Source organism: Tsukamurella soli (genome assembly GCF_039541155.1).
Taxonomy (GTDB): Bacteria; Actinomycetota; Actinomycetes; order Mycobacteriales; family Mycobacteriaceae; genus Tsukamurella; species Tsukamurella soli.
Genome location: NZ_BAABFR010000043.1, coordinates 24,016 through 39,473, shown reverse-complemented (window position 1 = coordinate 39,473; position 15,458 = coordinate 24,016). Strand labels below are relative to the sequence as shown.

General features: G+C 69.7%; 16 protein-coding genes. 3 read left to right on the top strand and 13 right to left on the bottom strand.

Features of this window, described 5'->3' with window-relative positions:
* The 6 genes from ABD908_RS14580 to ABD908_RS14555 all read right to left on the bottom strand — a co-directional run.
* Nucleotides 1–691, bottom strand: a 691-nt coding sequence (locus ABD908_RS14580; protein WP_344997109.1) for a CaiB/BaiF CoA transferase family protein, incomplete at its 3' end; no start/stop codon positions are given.
* A complete protein-coding gene (locus ABD908_RS14575) occupies nt 688–2,907 on the bottom strand; it encodes an acyl-CoA dehydrogenase family protein (protein ID WP_344997106.1) in 2,220 nt (739 codons plus the stop codon). The genes ABD908_RS14580 and ABD908_RS14575, both read right to left, overlap by 4 nt.
* Before the next feature lie 8 nt (nt 2,908–2,915).
* Nucleotides 2,916–3,785 (bottom strand): SDR family oxidoreductase, encoded by an 870-nt coding sequence (locus ABD908_RS14570; RefSeq protein ID WP_344997103.1) that lies wholly within the window; start codon nt 3,783–3,785, stop codon nt 2,916–2,918.
* A gap of 46 nt (nt 3,786–3,831) precedes the next feature.
* On the bottom strand, nt 3,832–4,701 hold the full coding sequence (locus tag ABD908_RS14565; RefSeq protein ID WP_344997100.1) for a MaoC/PaaZ C-terminal domain-containing protein: 870 nt from the start codon (nt 4,699–4,701) through the stop codon (nt 3,832–3,834).
* A gap of 40 nt (nt 4,702–4,741) precedes the next feature.
* The gene (locus ABD908_RS14560) at nt 4,742–5,173 is read right to left on the bottom strand and encodes a type II toxin-antitoxin system Rv0910 family toxin (protein WP_344997097.1); all 432 of its coding nucleotides are present in this window, start codon (nt 5,171–5,173) and stop codon (nt 4,742–4,744) included.
* Between the two features lie 49 nt (nt 5,174–5,222).
* Nucleotides 5,223–6,380: a lipid-transfer protein gene (locus ABD908_RS14555; RefSeq protein WP_385924406.1), complete on the bottom strand. Its 1,158-nt coding sequence runs from the start codon at nt 6,378–6,380 to the stop codon at nt 5,223–5,225.
* Between the two features lie 133 nt (nt 6,381–6,513).
* On the opposite strand from ABD908_RS14555, the gene ABD908_RS14550 reads away from it, so the two are divergent.
* Both ABD908_RS14550 and ABD908_RS14545 read left to right on the top strand, forming a co-directional pair.
* Nucleotides 6,514–7,215 (top strand): TetR/AcrR family transcriptional regulator, encoded by a 702-nt coding sequence (locus tag ABD908_RS14550; protein WP_344997091.1) that lies wholly within the window; start codon nt 6,514–6,516, stop codon nt 7,213–7,215.
* A 10-nt stretch (nt 7,216–7,225) separates the two neighbouring features.
* The gene (locus tag ABD908_RS14545; RefSeq protein WP_344997088.1) at nt 7,226–8,221 is read left to right on the top strand and encodes a glycoside hydrolase family 3 N-terminal domain-containing protein; all 996 of its coding nucleotides are present in this window, start codon (nt 7,226–7,228) and stop codon (nt 8,219–8,221) included.
* Between the two features lie 92 nt (nt 8,222–8,313).
* Here the strand turns inward: ABD908_RS14545 and ABD908_RS14540 are convergent, their stop codons facing one another.
* The 3 genes from ABD908_RS14540 to ABD908_RS14530 all read right to left on the bottom strand — a co-directional run bounded on the left by ABD908_RS14540 (nt 8,314) and on the right by ABD908_RS14530 (nt 10,615).
* Complete coding sequence (locus tag ABD908_RS14540) at nt 8,314–9,180, bottom strand: Sir2 family NAD-dependent protein deacetylase (RefSeq protein WP_344997085.1); 867 nt, start codon at nt 9,178–9,180, stop codon at nt 8,314–8,316.
* Nucleotides 9,181–9,190: 10 nt separating this feature from the next.
* Nucleotides 9,191–9,448, bottom strand: coding sequence for a hypothetical protein (locus ABD908_RS14535; protein WP_344997082.1), 258 nt, complete (start codon nt 9,446–9,448; stop codon nt 9,191–9,193).
* A 93-nt stretch (nt 9,449–9,541) separates the two neighbouring features.
* Nucleotides 9,542–10,615 (bottom strand): magnesium and cobalt transport protein CorA, encoded by a 1,074-nt coding sequence (locus ABD908_RS14530; RefSeq protein ID WP_344997079.1) that lies wholly within the window; start codon nt 10,613–10,615, stop codon nt 9,542–9,544.
* 225 nt (nt 10,616–10,840) lie between these two features.
* Here ABD908_RS14530 and ABD908_RS14525 point away from each other — a divergent pair, with 225 nt between their 5' ends.
* On the top strand, nt 10,841–12,211 hold the full coding sequence (locus ABD908_RS14525) for an MFS transporter (RefSeq protein WP_344997076.1): 1,371 nt from the start codon (nt 10,841–10,843) through the stop codon (nt 12,209–12,211).
* A 13-nt stretch (nt 12,212–12,224) separates the two neighbouring features.
* Here the strand turns inward: ABD908_RS14525 and ABD908_RS14520 are convergent, their stop codons facing one another.
* Genes ABD908_RS14520 through ectB form a run of 4 tightly spaced genes read right to left on the bottom strand, consistent with a single transcriptional unit; the run spans nt 12,225 to nt 15,444 of the window.
* A complete protein-coding gene (locus tag ABD908_RS14520) occupies nt 12,225–12,905 on the bottom strand; it encodes an SIMPL domain-containing protein (protein ID WP_344997073.1) in 681 nt (226 codons plus the stop codon).
* 41 nt (nt 12,906–12,946) lie between these two features.
* Entirely contained in the window at nt 12,947–13,735 is a 789-nt protein-coding gene (locus tag ABD908_RS14515) for an isocitrate lyase/PEP mutase family protein (RefSeq protein ID WP_344997069.1), read from the bottom strand.
* A 42-nt stretch (nt 13,736–13,777) separates the two neighbouring features.
* Nucleotides 13,778–14,170: an ectoine synthase gene (locus ABD908_RS14510; RefSeq protein WP_344997066.1), complete on the bottom strand. Its 393-nt coding sequence runs from the start codon at nt 14,168–14,170 to the stop codon at nt 13,778–13,780.
* A complete protein-coding gene (gene ectB / locus ABD908_RS14505; protein WP_344997063.1) occupies nt 14,167–15,444 on the bottom strand; it encodes a diaminobutyrate--2-oxoglutarate transaminase in 1,278 nt (425 codons plus the stop codon). The genes ABD908_RS14510 and ectB overlap by 4 nt, the downstream gene beginning before the upstream one ends.
* Between the last annotated feature and the right edge of the window lie 14 nt (nt 15,445–15,458).

Sequence of the window (15,458 nt, the reverse complement as noted above, 5' to 3'; positions counted from 1 at the left end):
AGAACGGGGCGCCGCCGTCGAGGGTGTTGACGCCGCGTTCGTCGGTCCACAGGCCCTGGCCGCGGAAGTCCCACTGCATCTGCCCGAGGAGGGAGGCGCCGTCGACCATCGCGGCGTCCACCACCTGGCCCTTGCCGGACACCCCACGTTCGAACAGCGCGGCGAGGACGCCGAACACGAGGAACATCGAGCCGCCGCCGAAGTCGCCGACGAGGTTGAGTGGTGGTACGGGGCGCTCGCCTTTGCGGCCGATGGCGTGCAGCAGGCCGGTGAGGGCGAGGTAGTTCATGTCGTGGCCGGCGCGGGGTGCGGCGGGGCCGGTTTGTCCCCAGCCGGTCATGCGGCCGTAGATGAGCCTCGGGTTGCGCTCCAGAACCGTATCGGGCCCGAGGCCGAGGCGCTCCATGACGCCGGGGCGGAATCCTTCGAGCAGGACGTCGGCGCGGTCGAGGAGGTCGAGGACGGTGGCGATGTCGTCGGGGTTCTTCAGGTCGGCCTCGGCGATGGTGCGGCCTCGTTTGACCATTTGGGGTTTGCCGGTGAGGCCGTTGACGCCGACGCCGGGGCGCTGCAGCGACACGACGTGGGCGCCGAGGTCGGCGAGCAGCATGGCGGCGTGGGGGCCGGGGCCGAGGCCGGCGAACTCGACCACCTTGAGGCCCGCCAAGGGGCCACTCTTCGGTGCGCTCATCGGGTCGCCGCCTCCGCATCGCGGGGGAGGCCGAGCATGCGCTCGCCGATGACGTTGAGCTGCACCTCGGTGGTGCCGCCGTAGATGGTGGTCGCTCGGCCGGAGATCAGCTGCTCCATCGCCCGGTCGCTCGGCTGGCCGGGCACCGAGACGGTACCGGCGGCGCCGAGCTCGGCGACGACGAACTCGGAGATCGCCTGCCCGAGGCCCATTCCCAGCAACTTGCCGACGCTGGACGTGGTGCTGATGTCGGCGCCGGTGAGCTGCCGCAGCACCACGCGCGCGCCGAGCACGTCGAGTGCGTGGCTGTCGGCGATGAGCTCGCCGACCCGGACACGTGCGACCGGACCGAGTTCCCGGGTACCGGCGAACCTCAGCAGGTCGGCGTCGGTGGCGTACGCCTCGATCTTCTGCCCGAGCGCCACTCGCTCGCCGGCGAGGGTGGTGCGGGCGACGTTCCAGCCGTCGTTCACCTCGCCTACCACGTTCTCGTCGGGAACGAACACGTCGTCGAGGAAGACCTCGTTGAACAGCGCCGAGCCGGTCATCTCGCGCAGCGGCCGCACCGTGACGCCGGGTGTCGACATGTCCAGCACGAAGTACGTGATGCCCTGGTGCTTCGGCCTGGTCGGGTCCGTGCGGGCGATGAGCATGCCCCAGTCGGCGAATTGCGCCACGCTCGTCCAGATCTTCTGGCCGTTGACCTTCCAGCCACCGTCGACCTTCTCCGCCTTGGTGGAAAGCGCCGCCAGGTCCGAACCCGCGCCGGGCTCGCTGAACAGCTGGCACCACACGACGTCGCCGCGCAGAGTGGGGACGACGAGTTCCTGCTTCTGCTTCTCGGTGCCGTGCGCGACCACGGCCTGTACCGCCCAGCCGCCCATCAGCAGCTGGGGCAGGGCCAGGCCTGCAGCCTTGGTCTCCTGTGCGATGACGATCTGCTCCAGCGGCGTTGCGGCCCGGCCGAACGGCTTCGGCAGGTGCGGCTGGACCCAGCCACCGTCGCCCAGGGCGATCAGCTGATCGTCCTCGTCGTCGATCTCGGCGATCGGAGCGAGCGCGGCGCGCACCTCGGCGCGGATCGTCTCGGCCTCCTCGGGCAGCTCCAGGTCGGAGACCCGGTGGACGCCCGAGAGTGCCTGTGCTGCTACTGATTCGGCGCGATCGGTATGGGTGCCTAGCAGCCCTCGGATGGCGAGGGCGCGGCGGTAGTACAGGTGTGCGTCGTGCTCCCAGGTGAAGCCGATCCCGCCGAGAACCTGGATGCAGTCCTGCGCGGCGGCGACTGCGGCGTCGGGAACGATCAGCGCGGCGATGTCCGCGGCGAAATCGGCTGTGTCATCGCCCTTGTCGAGCGCGGACGCAGCATCCCACAGGACCGCGCGCGCCTGTTCCAGCGCGATGCCCATGCGCGCGCAGCGGTGTTTGACACCCTGGAACTGGCCGATCGGCCGCCCGAACTGGACGCGCGTCTTGGCGTACTCGGCGGCCGTCGACACGCACCAGGACGTCAGGCCCACCGCCTCGGCGCCGAGCACCACCGCGGCGATGGACCGCACGCGCGTGGTGGTCAGGCCGTCGACGATGCGGTCCGCACCCACGTGCACGTCGTTCGCCTCGACGCGTGCGGAGCCCCGGAGCACGTCGATGCCGTCCTGGCCGGTGATCGCCAGATCGGTGCGGTCGACCACCGCCCAGACCAGGTCGGAGCCGGTATCGATGGAAAGGAGGACCGAACCGGCGTGCTCGCCGCCCACCACCGCATCTGCGACGCCGGTGATGCGATACCCGTCGCCGAAGGCCACGCCCTGGAAGGTCTCGTCGAGCACCACGGTGGACGTGTCGGTACCGTCGAGCAGCCCGGGCAGGAGCTCGACGGCGACCTTGGAGTCCGCGCCGCCGAGCACCGTCGCCACCAGGGCTGTCGGGACGAACGGGCCGGGGGCGGCCGTCCGGCCGAGGGCCTCCAGCGCGACCGCGAGTGTCAGCAGGCCGGCCCCCTGACCGCCGCGCTCCTCGGGGACCGCGAGGCCGAGCAGATCCTGGCCGACCAGGGCACGCCAGAACGACGGGAACCGTTCTTCCGCAGCCGAGTCCACGGACTCCCGGACCAGCTCCCGGGGGATGGTCCGTTCGGCGAAGGTACGGACCGACTCCCCGAGTGCAACGTGCTCCTCGCTGATCCCGAGGCCGAGCTCATAAGCGATGCGTGCCATGGTCGTTGCTATCCCAGCTTCTCGGTGAGGTCGGCGACGGTCCACGGGCCGTCGCTCTCGATGGTGCTGACGTCGTGCCACCCGGCCAGCTCGGAGATCGCACCGCCCTGGACCGCGAACACCTTGCCGGTCAGCTTGCAGTTCGGGCCTGCCAGGTACGCCACGAGCGGGGAGATGTTGGCGGGGCTGAACGGGTCGAACTCGCCCTCGGGGATCTCCGCCGCGAACAGCGCGTTCATGCCCGGGGTCGCCAGGGTGAGGCGGGTGCGGGCGATGGGGGCGATCGCGTTCACCCGCACGCCGTACCGGTCGAGCTCGTCTGCGGCCACCAGCGTGAGCGCCGCGATACCGGCCTTGGCCGCGCCGTAGTTGGCCTGGCCCGCGTTGGGCAGGAACGTGCCCGACGCCGAGGCGGTGTTGATCACCGAGGCATCGACCTCGCGGCCCGCCTTGGACTCCGCCTTCCAGTACGCCGCGGCGTGGTGCAGGGTCGCCGCGTGCCCCTTCAGGTGCACCGCGATGACGGCGTCCCACTGGCTCTCGGTGATCCCGGCGATGAAGGAGTCCCGGAGGATGCCCGCATTGTTGACCAGGATGTCGAGCCGGCCGAACTCGCTGACGGCCTGCTCGATGAGGCGTGCGGCACCGTCCCAGTCCGAGACGCTGTCGGTGTTGGCCACCGCCCTGCCGCCCGCGGCGACGATCTCGTCGACCACGGACTGCGCGGGGCCGGCGTCGGCGCCGCTGCCGTCGTTCGCTCCGCCCAGGTCGTTGACCACGACCGCCGCGCCCTCAGCGGCGAAGAGCAGGGCGTGCTCGCGGCCGATGCCGCGGCCAGCGCCGGTGATGACGGCTACGCGTCCGTCCAGGGTTCCCATGGTCGGTGTCTTCTCCTCGGTAGAGAGTGGTTGATGCAGTGGTGTTTCAGCGATCGGCGATGACTGCGAGGCCGTCCTTGATGACCAGGTCGTCGCCCACCGTGGTCTCGAACGCGTACCCGGTGGTCCCTGCCGGTGAGCCGGTCGCCGTCCAGAAGCGGGTGGTGATGTCCTGCTCCGGTAGAACGGGTTTCGCGAAGCGCACGGCCAGGCGGCGCAGCCGCTCGACGTCACCGTCGGCCAGCTCGGTGAGCGCGGCCCAGGAGGTGAACGCCATCGTGCACAGGCCGTGGTTGATGATTCCGGGCAGCCCGGACATCGTGGCGATCTCGTCGTCCAGGTGGATCGGCATCGGATCACCGGACGCCGGCGAGTACCGGAAGGTCTGATCCGCGTCGATGTGCTGCGTCACCGTCGCCACGGGCGGCTGTGTGCGCAACGCCTCGTCGAGGCGATGGCTCGGTGCGGTCTCACCCTCGCCCGGGCCCGCGTCGACCTTGCGGAAGAATGCGGTCATCCACTGCTCGTTGACGAGTTCGCCCTGCTCCGTGCGGGTCTCGGCGTACACCACCACGGTGGACCCGTTGTCCCGGCCGGTGAAGCCGATCGGCTTGGCGCGCGCCACCAGGACGTCGCCGGGGCGGATCGGGCGGTGGAAGTGGAAGTCCTGCTCGCCGTGGACCAGCTTCATGAGCAGCTCCACGGGGGCCACCGAGAGCGCCGCGGGGGCCATCGAGAAGAACACGGGGACCACGGCGAACACCGGCGGCGCGACCTCACCCCGCCGATGCCGATCGATCGGATCATTGGTCGCCGCAGCGTATTCCGCGATCCGCTCGGCCGTCACCTCGAACCGCTCCGGATCGGTCCACTCGCCCAGCCCCGAGGCGTCGAATTCGACGGTGGGTGTGGTCATGCCGCCCGCCCCGACGTGCCGGACGTGAGGGTGGGCGAGGTCATGCGACGAGTTCCGAGAACTTCGCCAGCGAGCTCTCCAGGTCGGCCTTGGCGTTCTTGGCCACCGCCTTGCCGATCGGCCCGACGATCATCGCGCCCGTGAAGCTGCACTCGATGCTGGCCTTCGAGCCGGCACCGTCGGGCTCCACCGCGAGCGCGAGCTCGACCACGACACCCGCCATGCCGGTGCCGGACATCTTCATGCGGTTGGGGATGTCGACCTCGTCGAGGGTCCACTCGATCTTGTTCGCCATCCCCATCACGGAGACGACCTCGCTGAACTGCGTGCCGACCTTGTAGTCGGTGGGCGGCTCGCCCTTCCACTTCTGGTGGATGGACAGCCACTCCTCCCAGCGGGCGGCGTCGGCCAGGGTGTCCCAGGTCTTCTGCGGTTCGGAGGGAAGGACGACGGATACGGACACGGATGCCATGAGTACTCCTGGATCGGGTTGTGGTGGGTGTGGGACTGGTAGGGGACGGTCAGCGCTCGGCGGGGCGGTACGCGGTCACGACCACCGCCCCACCCAGGCCGATGTTGTGCTGCAGCGCTACCTTCGCGCCGTCGACCTGGCGGGCGTCCGCGGTACCCCGCAGCTGCCAGGTGAGCTCGCTGGCCTGGGCCAGGCCGGTGGCGCCGAGCGGGTGGCCCTTGGAGATCAAGCCGCCGGACGGGTTGACGACCCAGCGGCCGCCGTAGGTGGTGTCGTCGTTGTCGACCAGCTTGCCGCCCTCACCCTCGCCGCACAGGCCGAGCGCCTCGTAGGTCAGCAGCTCGTTGGTGGAGAAGCAGTCGTGCAGCTCGATCACGTCGACGTCGTCGGCCGTGATGCCGGCCTGCTCGTATACGCGCGCCGCCGCGGTACGGGTCATGTCGGCGCCTACCAGGGTGATGGCGCTCTTGTCCTCGAACGTGCTGGCCAGGTCGGTAACCATGGCCTGCCCCACGATCTCGACGGCCTGGCCGGCGAGGCCGTGCTTGTCGACGAAGTCCTCGCTCGCGATCACTACGGCGCCGGAGCCGTCGGACGTCGGCGAGCACTGCAGCTTGGTCAGCGGGCCGTAGATGCGCTTGGACGCCAATACCTCTTCGAGCGTGTACGGGTCCTGGAACTGCGCGTACGGGTTGTTCTGCGAGTGCCGGTGGTTCTTGACGCCGATCTTGGCGAACTGCTCCTCGGTGGTGCCGAAGCGCTCCATGTGCTCCTTGCCGGCGGCGCCGAACATGTAGGGCGCGGGGGGCATCGCGAACTCCTGCAGCTCGGCGAGCGCGAGCAGGTGCCGCATCATCGGCTGTTCGCGATCGTCGTAGGTCGACCCGAGCGAGCCCTTCTGCATCTTCTCGAAGCCGAGGGCGAGCGCGCAGTCGACCTGGCCGCTGCGCACCGCCTGCGTCGCGAGGAACAGGGCGGTGGAGCCGGTGGAACAGTTGTTGTTGACGTTGATGACGGGGATGCCGGTCATCCCGAGCTCGTAGACCGCGCGCTGGCCCGACGTGGACTCGCCGTAGACGTAGCCGACGTACGCCTGCTCGATCTGGCGGTACTCGATCCCCGCGTCCTCGAGGGCCTTGGTACCCGCCTCCCGCGCCATGTCGGGGTAGTCCCAATCACGGGACCCCGGCTTCTCGAACTTGGTCATTCCGACACCGATCACAAAGACTCTCGCCACGTGGGTCTCCCTCGATAAGATTATGTGGGACGCGATGTCACAGAAAGGTATCTTGGACGCGATGTCACGTCAAGTGTCGGCGCGAATCGCTAGGATCTTCGGGATGTCGCGAAACGAGGAACTGAACGAGCGTCCGCTGGACGGCCGTGTGACCAGGTGGGACGACCACAAGGCGCAGCGCCGCGAGGCGATCCTCGAGGCGGCCGTGGAGGCTGTCGCCGAGGGTGGCGCCGACATCAGTGTCCAGGACATCGCGCTGCGCGCGGCGGTTCCGCGCTCCGTCGTGTACCGGATATTCGCCGACCGCGCTGACCTCGACGAGCAGCTGCGGCTGCGGATCCTCGGTGACTTGATCGGTCGGCTCACCCCGACGTTGGATCCGCGCGGCACGATCGCGGAGGCCATCGAGTTCGCCGTCGACACCTACGTCCGATGGATCGTCGAATACCCCCGGCTGCACCAGTTCCTGTCGATCGGGTCGCGTGCGCGGCGCACGGTGGGCGCACGGGCGGTGATCGAGACCAAGGCCGAGATCGCGCTGCGGGTGACTGCGATCGCCGCCGAGGTGCTCCGTGCGAACGGCGCCGACACGGGCGTCGCCGAATCTCTCGCGTTCGGGCTCATCGGGCTCGTCGACGCGACGGTCAACCGGTGGCTCGCCAACCCCGGCCACTCGATCGACGCCGCCGGTCTGGCCGCATTCCTGCGGACGTCGATCTGGTCCGTGGTGCAGGGCACGGCCGCCCAAGCCGGCATCGCGCTCGAGCCGACGATGCAGGTAGTGGCGGTCACGGACGCCCGGTAGGGTGCCTGGCATGGCGAACCTCGATCGCAGGACGTTTCTTGCCGCCGGCGCCGGCACAGCCCTCACCGTGCTCGCCGCGGGCCGCGCCTCCGCGGCACCGTCGAACGCGGGGCAGAAGGTCGTGTACTCGTATCCGGGTCTCACTCCCCCCGCCGAGCTGCTGACGAAGGTGTCCAAGGGGCAGGTCGGCGGCGTGATCTTCTTCTCGGACAATGTGTCGTCGGCGGGCCAGCTCGCGTCGGTGGCGGCCGAGTTCCGCAAGGCGTCGCCCGGTCCGCTCGCGTTGCTTGTGGACCAGGAGGGCGGCGAGGTCAACCGCATCCCCGGCGGCCCGGGCTTGTCGGCCAAGCAGGTCGGCGCCGCGGCGAACCCGGCGGCCTCGGCCCGCTCACAGGGCGCCACCGCCGCGGCGGTGCTGCGTGGCGCGGGCATGTCCGGCGATCTCGCGCCGGTTCTCGGGGTCTATCGCTCGGCAGGTGACTTCCTCGACTCCGCGGGCCGTAGCTTCTCGTCCGACCCCGCCGTCGTGGGACAGGCCGGTGCGGCGTTCATCTCGGCCCTGCAGGGCGCGGGGATCTCCGCCTGTGCCAAGCACTTCCCGGGTCTCGGAGCGGCGTCGGCGGGCGCGGACACCGACACCGGACCGGTCACCATCGACCTCCCCGCAGCGACGCTCGAATCCATCGACATGGCGCCCTACCGGGCGGCCGTCGCTGCCGGCGTTCGCATGGTCATGACGTCGTGGGCCGTGTACCCGGCGCTCGACCCGGCGAACCCCGCAGGCATGTCCCGCACCGTCATCCAGACCTACCTGCGCGGCCGGATCGGCTTCCGCGGCACCGTCATCACCGACGCGCTCGAGGCCGGCGCGGTGGCGCGGTACGGGTCGACCGGAAACCGGGCGGTGGCCGCCGTCCGCGCGGGCGCGGACCTGCTGTGCTGCTCGTCCCGCGACGTCGCGCAGGGTGACGAGGCCGCTGCCGCGCTGGCGGCAGCGGGTCTGTAGCGAACCGGAAGCGATTGCCCGGATCTTCGCGCCCCGATGCCTCTGCGTGCGGGAGGGGTGCACGTGTGGGACGCATACCGTGACCTGTGAGCTCAGAGTAGGGCGGCGAGGCGTTCGGTCGCGTGGGCGACGTCGCAGTCGATCTTGATCGCCGCGAGGGCGTCGCCACGGGTGGCGCCACGGTTGACGATCACCACCGGCGTGCCCGCGCGGGCGGCGTGCCGCACGAACCGCAGGCCGGACATCACCGTCAGCGACGTGCCCAGCGCGAGGAGGGCGTCGGCACCGTCGACCATCGAGTACGCGCGCTCGACGACGTCCCTGGAGACGGACTCGCCGAAATAGACGATGTCGGGCTTGAGGATCCCGCCGCATGCGCAGTCGATCATGCGGAAGTCGGTGGTGTCATCGACCACGACGTCGGCGTCGGGCGCCACCTCGAGCGCGCCACGGCTGGCTATCCGCGCGGCGAATCCGGCGTTGAGCGGCGCGAGGACGGCATGCAGACGGTGTCGGCTCATCGACGCGCCGCACGACAGGCAGCGCACGCGCGCGTAGTTGCCGTGCAGGTCGAGCACGTTGGTCGAGCCGGCCTTGAGGTGCAGCAGGTCGACGTTCTGCGTGATCACGCCGGTCACACCCGGCATACGTGCGAGTGCGCGATGCGCGGCGTTGGGCTCGGCGCTGTCCATATGCCGCCAGCCGAGGTGGTTGCGCGCCCAGTAGTGCCGTCGGAAGTCGGCGGATCCGAGGAACTGCTCCAACGTCATCGGCGTGCGCCGCGGGGAGTCCGGGCCGCGATAGTCCGGGATGCCGGAACCGGTGGAGACGCCGGCGCCGGTGAGCGCGACGATCCGCCGGCCGCGCAACAACTCGGCGGCGGCGTCGAGGCGCATGTCGGCGTCCGCATCCTCCGGCGTTGCGGCTGCGGGTTCCCACGCGGGGACTGTGGTCCGCATGGGCTCCAGGTTACCGCGGCTGCTGGTCCGCGCGCGGGGGGCGCGCGACCCCGCCGTGGGCCGGCACCCACTGATAGTCCTCGCAGATGATGGGGACGCCGTTGGGCGCGACGGCGTGCATGCCGATTTCTGCCCCGGTGCACTGCTCGCCGATCACGTGGGCGGGGAGTGCGGCGGGTGTCGCGGCCGAGGCGGTCGCGGCGGCGCCGCTCGAGAGGGCGAGGCCGAGGACGATGGCGGCGAGTGTCCGGCAGGTGGCGGTGGTCACGGGGAGTCTCCTGGTTGGTCGGTGTCGCTCAGGTCGGGTCGATCATCGGCGGGGCGACCTGGCTCCGCTTGCCGCTCGCCTGTCTGCGGGATGCTACCCACTCACCGGGAGCGGCTGCCCGACATCGGCGGACGCAGGGACCTGGGCGACCTCGGGCGCGCGTTCCTCGGCCTCGGCGGCTGCCTGGGTGCGGCGCAGCCAGACCCGCAGCACGATCAGCGGGACCGCGAGGGTGCCGAGACCGAGGAGCACGAACGTCCACATGCTGTCGATATTGTTCACGAGCCAGCCGAAGTTCTGCCCGAAGAAGCCCGTGACGAACGTCAACGGCAGGAACACCGTCGACAGGATGGTGAGGCGCTCCATCGTGGTGCTCTGCCGGACGCCGACACGGGTCTGGGCCACCGAGATCACCGCGATGTTCGCCTGCAGGATGGTTCCGAGCAGGTCGCGCTGTGCCGCGACCTCCTCGTTGATCAGCTGCAGGCTGTCGTGCACATCCCGGACGTAGGGGAGGAGGGCCTTGTTGTCCCCGGAGGTCCGCTCCACGGCGGCGAGCACCGACAGCAGGGGGTGTGCGGCACGGTAGAAGTTGCTCACCTCGCGGCGCAGCAGGTAGATCCGCTCGGTGGGCGCTACCGACCCGGAGAAGACGGTGCCCTCGACCTGCTCGATGTCGTGCTCGAGCCCGGCTACCACCGGCTCGTACCCCTGCACCACCTGGTCCAGGATGGCCCAGAGGACCGCCTCGGTACCGAGGCGCATCAGCTCCGGGTGCTGCTCGAGGCGCGCCCGTGCGGCATGCAGTTCGCTCGCTACGCCCTGCCGCACCGTGATGACGAAATTGCGGCCGATGAACACGCTGATCTCGCCGAAGTCCACCTCCTCGCGTGCGTCGTTGTAGCGGGCGGTACGCAGGATCACGAGCGTGACGCCAGCGTCGAACACCTCGAGCTTCGGTCGCAGATGGAACGTGCGGGCGTCCTCGACGGCCAGCTCGTGCAGACCGAACGCCTGCCGCACGTCCTCCATCTCTACGGGGGTCGGCTCGAACAGCCCGAGCCAGACGAAGCCGCCGGCCGTGCAGTACTGCGCGGCGTCCTCCAGTCGTATCGCGCCCGCCTCCTGGCGGGCTCCGTCGAGGTAGTGCGCGCAGTCCACGATCATTTCGGCTCCATCGGGTCGGTTTCGGCGCAATTCAATCGCAACCGGTCATGCCCCGCTCGGGCTGTCGGGGCGTCTGACCGGAAGGTCTGGAATACGCCGTTCGACCAATATGAACACCGGTTATCCGACTGGTGAACGATGCACGGTAGGAGTGCGAAAAAGTACCTATCCGGTGCGCGGAAAAGGCGACCGTCCCGCATCTGGCCTGCAGTAAATTGACCGGCTATGGCCGCACCTACCACGACGGGCGTGTCGATCGCCGCTCGGCTCGATCGCATGCCGATGACCCGGATGCACTGGTTCGCGGTGGGAGTGATCGGGCTCGGGCTGTTCTTCGACGCCTACGAGAACTTCCTTGCCGGCACCATCTCGGCGGTGCTGTCCAAGCAGTTCCACCTCGGCGGTACCGAGCTCAAGTGGCTGCTCGCGTCCGCGTTCATCGGGCAGTTCCTCGGAGCTCTCGTGATGGGGCGGTTCGCGGACAGGGTCGGTAGGCGCCGGGCGTTCATGATCAATCTCGCGTTGTACTCGGCCTTCTCGCTGATCGGGGCGTTCAGCCCGAACCCGATGTTCCTGGTGGTGACCCGGTTCTTCGCGGGCGTGGGCATCGGCGCCGAATACGCACTCGCGGACTCCTACCTGTCCGACCTGCTGCCGAAGGCGGTCCGCGGCAAGTACATCTCGCTGGCCTACGTGGTCTCGTTCCTCGGCGTCCCGGTGGTCGGCTTCCTGGCCCGGTGGATGACGCCGCTGCACGCCCACGTCGCGGGCCACGCCGTGGACGGCTGGCGACTGCTGTTCGTGTTCGGCGCGCTCGGCTCCCTGGCGGTGTGGTTCGTGCGGCGCGGCCTGCCGGAGTCGCCGCGCTGGCTCGAGGCGCACGGACGGTTCGACGAGGCGGGCGCCATCGTCGACCGGCTCGAGGCGCAGGCAGTCGCCGCCGGGCACCGGCTCGCCGAGCCGGACGCGGCGCTGCGTCCGGTGTCGTTCGAATCCATCAGCATCCTGGATCTGTTCCGTCCGCCCTACGCCCGCCGCACCGTGATGCTGTGGGTGCTCTCGGCGCTGGAGGTGTTCGGCTACTACGGCTTCGGCACTGTGGCCCCGCTCGTCCTGGTGGCGAAGGGCTACACGGTACAGGCGTCGCTGCTGTTCGTCGCCCTGTCGTACATCGGGTATCCGCTCGGCGCCGCGCTCTCGCTGCCCATCGTCGAACGGATCGAGCGCAAGTATCTGGTGATCGGCTCGGCCGGCCTGATGGCGGTTTTCGGCGTGTGGTTCGGCTTCGCCGCCAGCGCGACCCAGATCGTGGTGGCCGGATTCCTGTACACGTGCGCGTCGAACCTCTTCTCCAACGCTTACCACGTGTACCTCGCCGACTCCTACCCGACCGCCATCCGTGGGACCGCCGCGGGCGCCGCCTACTCGCTGTCCAAGATCGTCACCGCGCTGTTGCCGTTCGTTCTGCTGCCGCTGCTCGACTCGCACGGCGGCGGCATGGTGTTCGCGGTGGTCGCCGTTGCGATGGTGTTGCTCATGCTGAACGTCGCCGTGCTGGGCCACCGCAGCACCGGACAGTCGGCGGACGCGATCTGAGTCGCCCGGCCCCCTATCCGGGGGCCAACCGGAATCGGGCGTCCACCTGCTGCTCGACGGTGATCTCCTCCGGCGTGAGCGACACCTGCCGCCCGCCGCCGGCCGGCGCGGCCGGCATAGCAGCGGACCGGAACTCGGCGATCGGCCCGGCCGGCTCCGCGGTGCCGAGCATCCCGGGGTCGGCGATCGCCACCGGAACGACCGGCCCGAGGGCGAGGGCATCGGCGTATGCCTGGGCGCGAGCGCGGGCATCCCGCACCGCGGCGGCGCGGACATCGGAGACCACCGCATCGCGCCGCTTCTCGGTGAGCGTCCATACGGTGTCGTCGACCTCGACGCCGTGCACCTCGATCGCGTCCGCGGTGAATCGGCTCAGCGCATCGAAGTCGCGGAACTTCACCTGGAACCGAACCCGCGCGTGGTGCTTCAGCGGCAACTCCTTTCCGTCCTGGTTCCAGGGGCGGCGTGCCCACGTCTCGAGGCGCCGAGCGGACCACCACGTGACGGGTCCGGAGACCGGGTCGTGCAGGCGGCGGATCCGCTCGGTCAGGATCTCGGCCGACTGGGCGACCGCGGCGAAGACCGACTCCGCCGATCGGTTCTCGAGCGCAACCGTCAACGCCACGGTGCCGCGCTCGGCAGGGGCATGTACGCGGTGCGATCCCCGCACCGTGATCTCCACGTCGTTGTTCATGCCCGCGACGCTACGGCGGGGGTACGACAACTCGGTGAACGCTAGCGCCAGCGGGCGAGCAACTCGGCGGCGCGTTCGGCGAGCGCCGCCTGCAACAGCGGGCCGAAGCTGATCCGCCCGACACCGGCGGCGGTAAGCGCGGCGAGGTCGGACGTGGCGGGATGCGCGATCGCGTTCACGGGAAGCGGTAGCTCGTCGGTGAGACGGCGCTGCGTCGCGTCGTCATGGAAACCCACCGGGTACAGCGAGTCGGCGCCCGCGTCCGCACACAGCCGCAGCCGGGAGATCGCCTCGCCGACGGGGTCGTCGAACTCGCCGGACTCATTCGGCCCGCCCGCTGCGCTCCCGGCGCCGGCGTGCTTGATGATCACGTCGGTCCGTGCGTTGATCACCACCGGCACGCCGATCTCGTCCGCGACGGCGCGCAGCGCAGCGACGAGCGAGGCGTGTTCCTCCGGGGAGCGCAGCCGGCCGCCCTCGCTGTGCACGGTGTCCTCGATGTTGAGACCGACCGCGCCCGCGTCGAGCAGGCCGTTGATCAGGCGCTCCGCCGGCTGGCCGTAGCCCGACTCGATGTCGACGGATACCGGCGCGTCGACGGCGTCCGTGATCTGTGCGACCCGGGTCATCGCCTCGTCGAACGTCATCCCCTCACCGTCCGGGCGACCGATCGAGTCGGCCAGCGGGTGGCTGCCGATCGTGAGGGCAGCAAAACCCGCGGCGACGGCGGAACGCGCCGACCACGCGTCCCACACGGTCGGCAGGACGACGGGGTCGCCCTTGCGATGCAGGGACTTCAGCGTGGCGGCGCGCTCGGCGAGAGAGGTCATGCCTGAAGTTCTACCCGAACCGGGTCGGGTGGCGGGGTCGGTTCAGTTCGGAACCGCCACCAGCGGATACACCCCGTATTCGTCGTGCACCTCCGTACCGACGACGGGCGGATCGAACACGCACAGCATCCGCATCCGCGTGCGCGTGGTGACGGTGTGCCGGTCGTGCTTGTTCAGCAGGTACATCGTGCCCGGGGCGAGCGGGTACGACGTGCCGGTCTCCCGGTCGAGCAGGGTGCCCTCGCCCTCGACGACCCACACGGCCTCGATGTGATTGGCGTAATGGAACTCGTTCACGGAGTTCGGCTCGATCGTGGTCTCGTGGAACGAGAACCCGACCCCGTCGCCGCCGAGCACGATGCGCTTACTGCGCCAGTGCCCGGCCGCCACGTCGCGCTCCGTGCCGGTGATCTCATCGGTGGTGCGGACGATCATCGGGCTACCTCCGTGCGGGTGGCGGCCTCGAGGATGTCGAGGCCCAGGTCGATCTCCGACTCGCTGATGGTGAGCGGCGGCAGCAGCTTGACCACCTCGTCGTCGGGCCCGGACGTCTCCGCCAGCAGGCCGTTTCGGTACGCGGTACCGCACACCTTCGACGCCTGCTCGCTGTCGGTGAACGCGAGGCCCTGCACCAACCCGCGGCCACGTGTGGCCAGCTGTTCGGGGAACTCCGCTGCGAGAGAACGGAACCGGGTCGCGATCCGCTCGCCCTTAGCGAGTGTGGCGCGCTCGAGCGAGTCGTCGGACCAGTAGTGATCGAGCGCGACCTTGGCCGTCACGAACGCCGGGTTGTTGCCGCGGAACGTGCCGTTGTGCTCGCCGGGACCCCACACGTCCAGCTCGGGCCGCAGCAGCGTGAGCGCGAGCGGCAAGCCGTAGCCACCGATCGACTTCGAGAGCGTGACGATATCGGGCACGATGCCGGCGACCTCGAACGAGAAGAACGGACCCGTTCGGCCGCAACCCATCTGCACGTCGTCGACGATCAGCAGGATCTCGCGCCGCCGGCACAGGTCCGCGAGTGCCCGCAGCCATTCGGGCCGCGCGACGTTGACGCCGCCCTCGCCCTGCACGGTCTCGACGATCACGGCGGCCGGCCGGTTCAGCCCCGAGCCCGAGTCGTCGAGCACGCGCTCGAACCACTGGAAGTCCGGGGCGACGCCGCCGAAGTAGTTGTCGAACGGCATGGGTGTCGCGTGCACCAGGGGGATGCCGGCGCCGGCACGCTTCATCGAGTTCCCGGTGACCGACAGCGATCCCAGCGTCATGCCGTGGAATGCATTGGTGAAGTTGATGATCGACTCGCGACCGGTGACCTTGCGGGCCAGCTTCAGCGCGGCCTCGACGGCGTTCGTGCCCGTCGGGCCGGGGAACTGGACCCGATAGTCGAGGCCGCGCGGGCGCAGGATGCGCTCGGTGAACGTCTCCAGCAGCTCGCCCTTGGCGACGGTGGACATGTCGAGGGAGTGCGTGATCCGTCCGCTGGTGAGATAGTCCACCAGTGCCTCGCGCAGCACGGGATTGTTGTGACCGTAGTTCAAAGCGCCCGCACCGGCGAAGAAGTCGAGGTAGCGGTTGCCGTCGCGGTCGGTGATCCACGAGCCCTCGGCGGTGTCGAACACGGTGGGCCAGGCGCGCGAGTAGCTGCGCACCTGCGACTCGCGGGTGTCGAAGATGGTGTCGGGGAAGGTGGTTGTAGCGGTGGTCATCTCGTCCTCTCAAG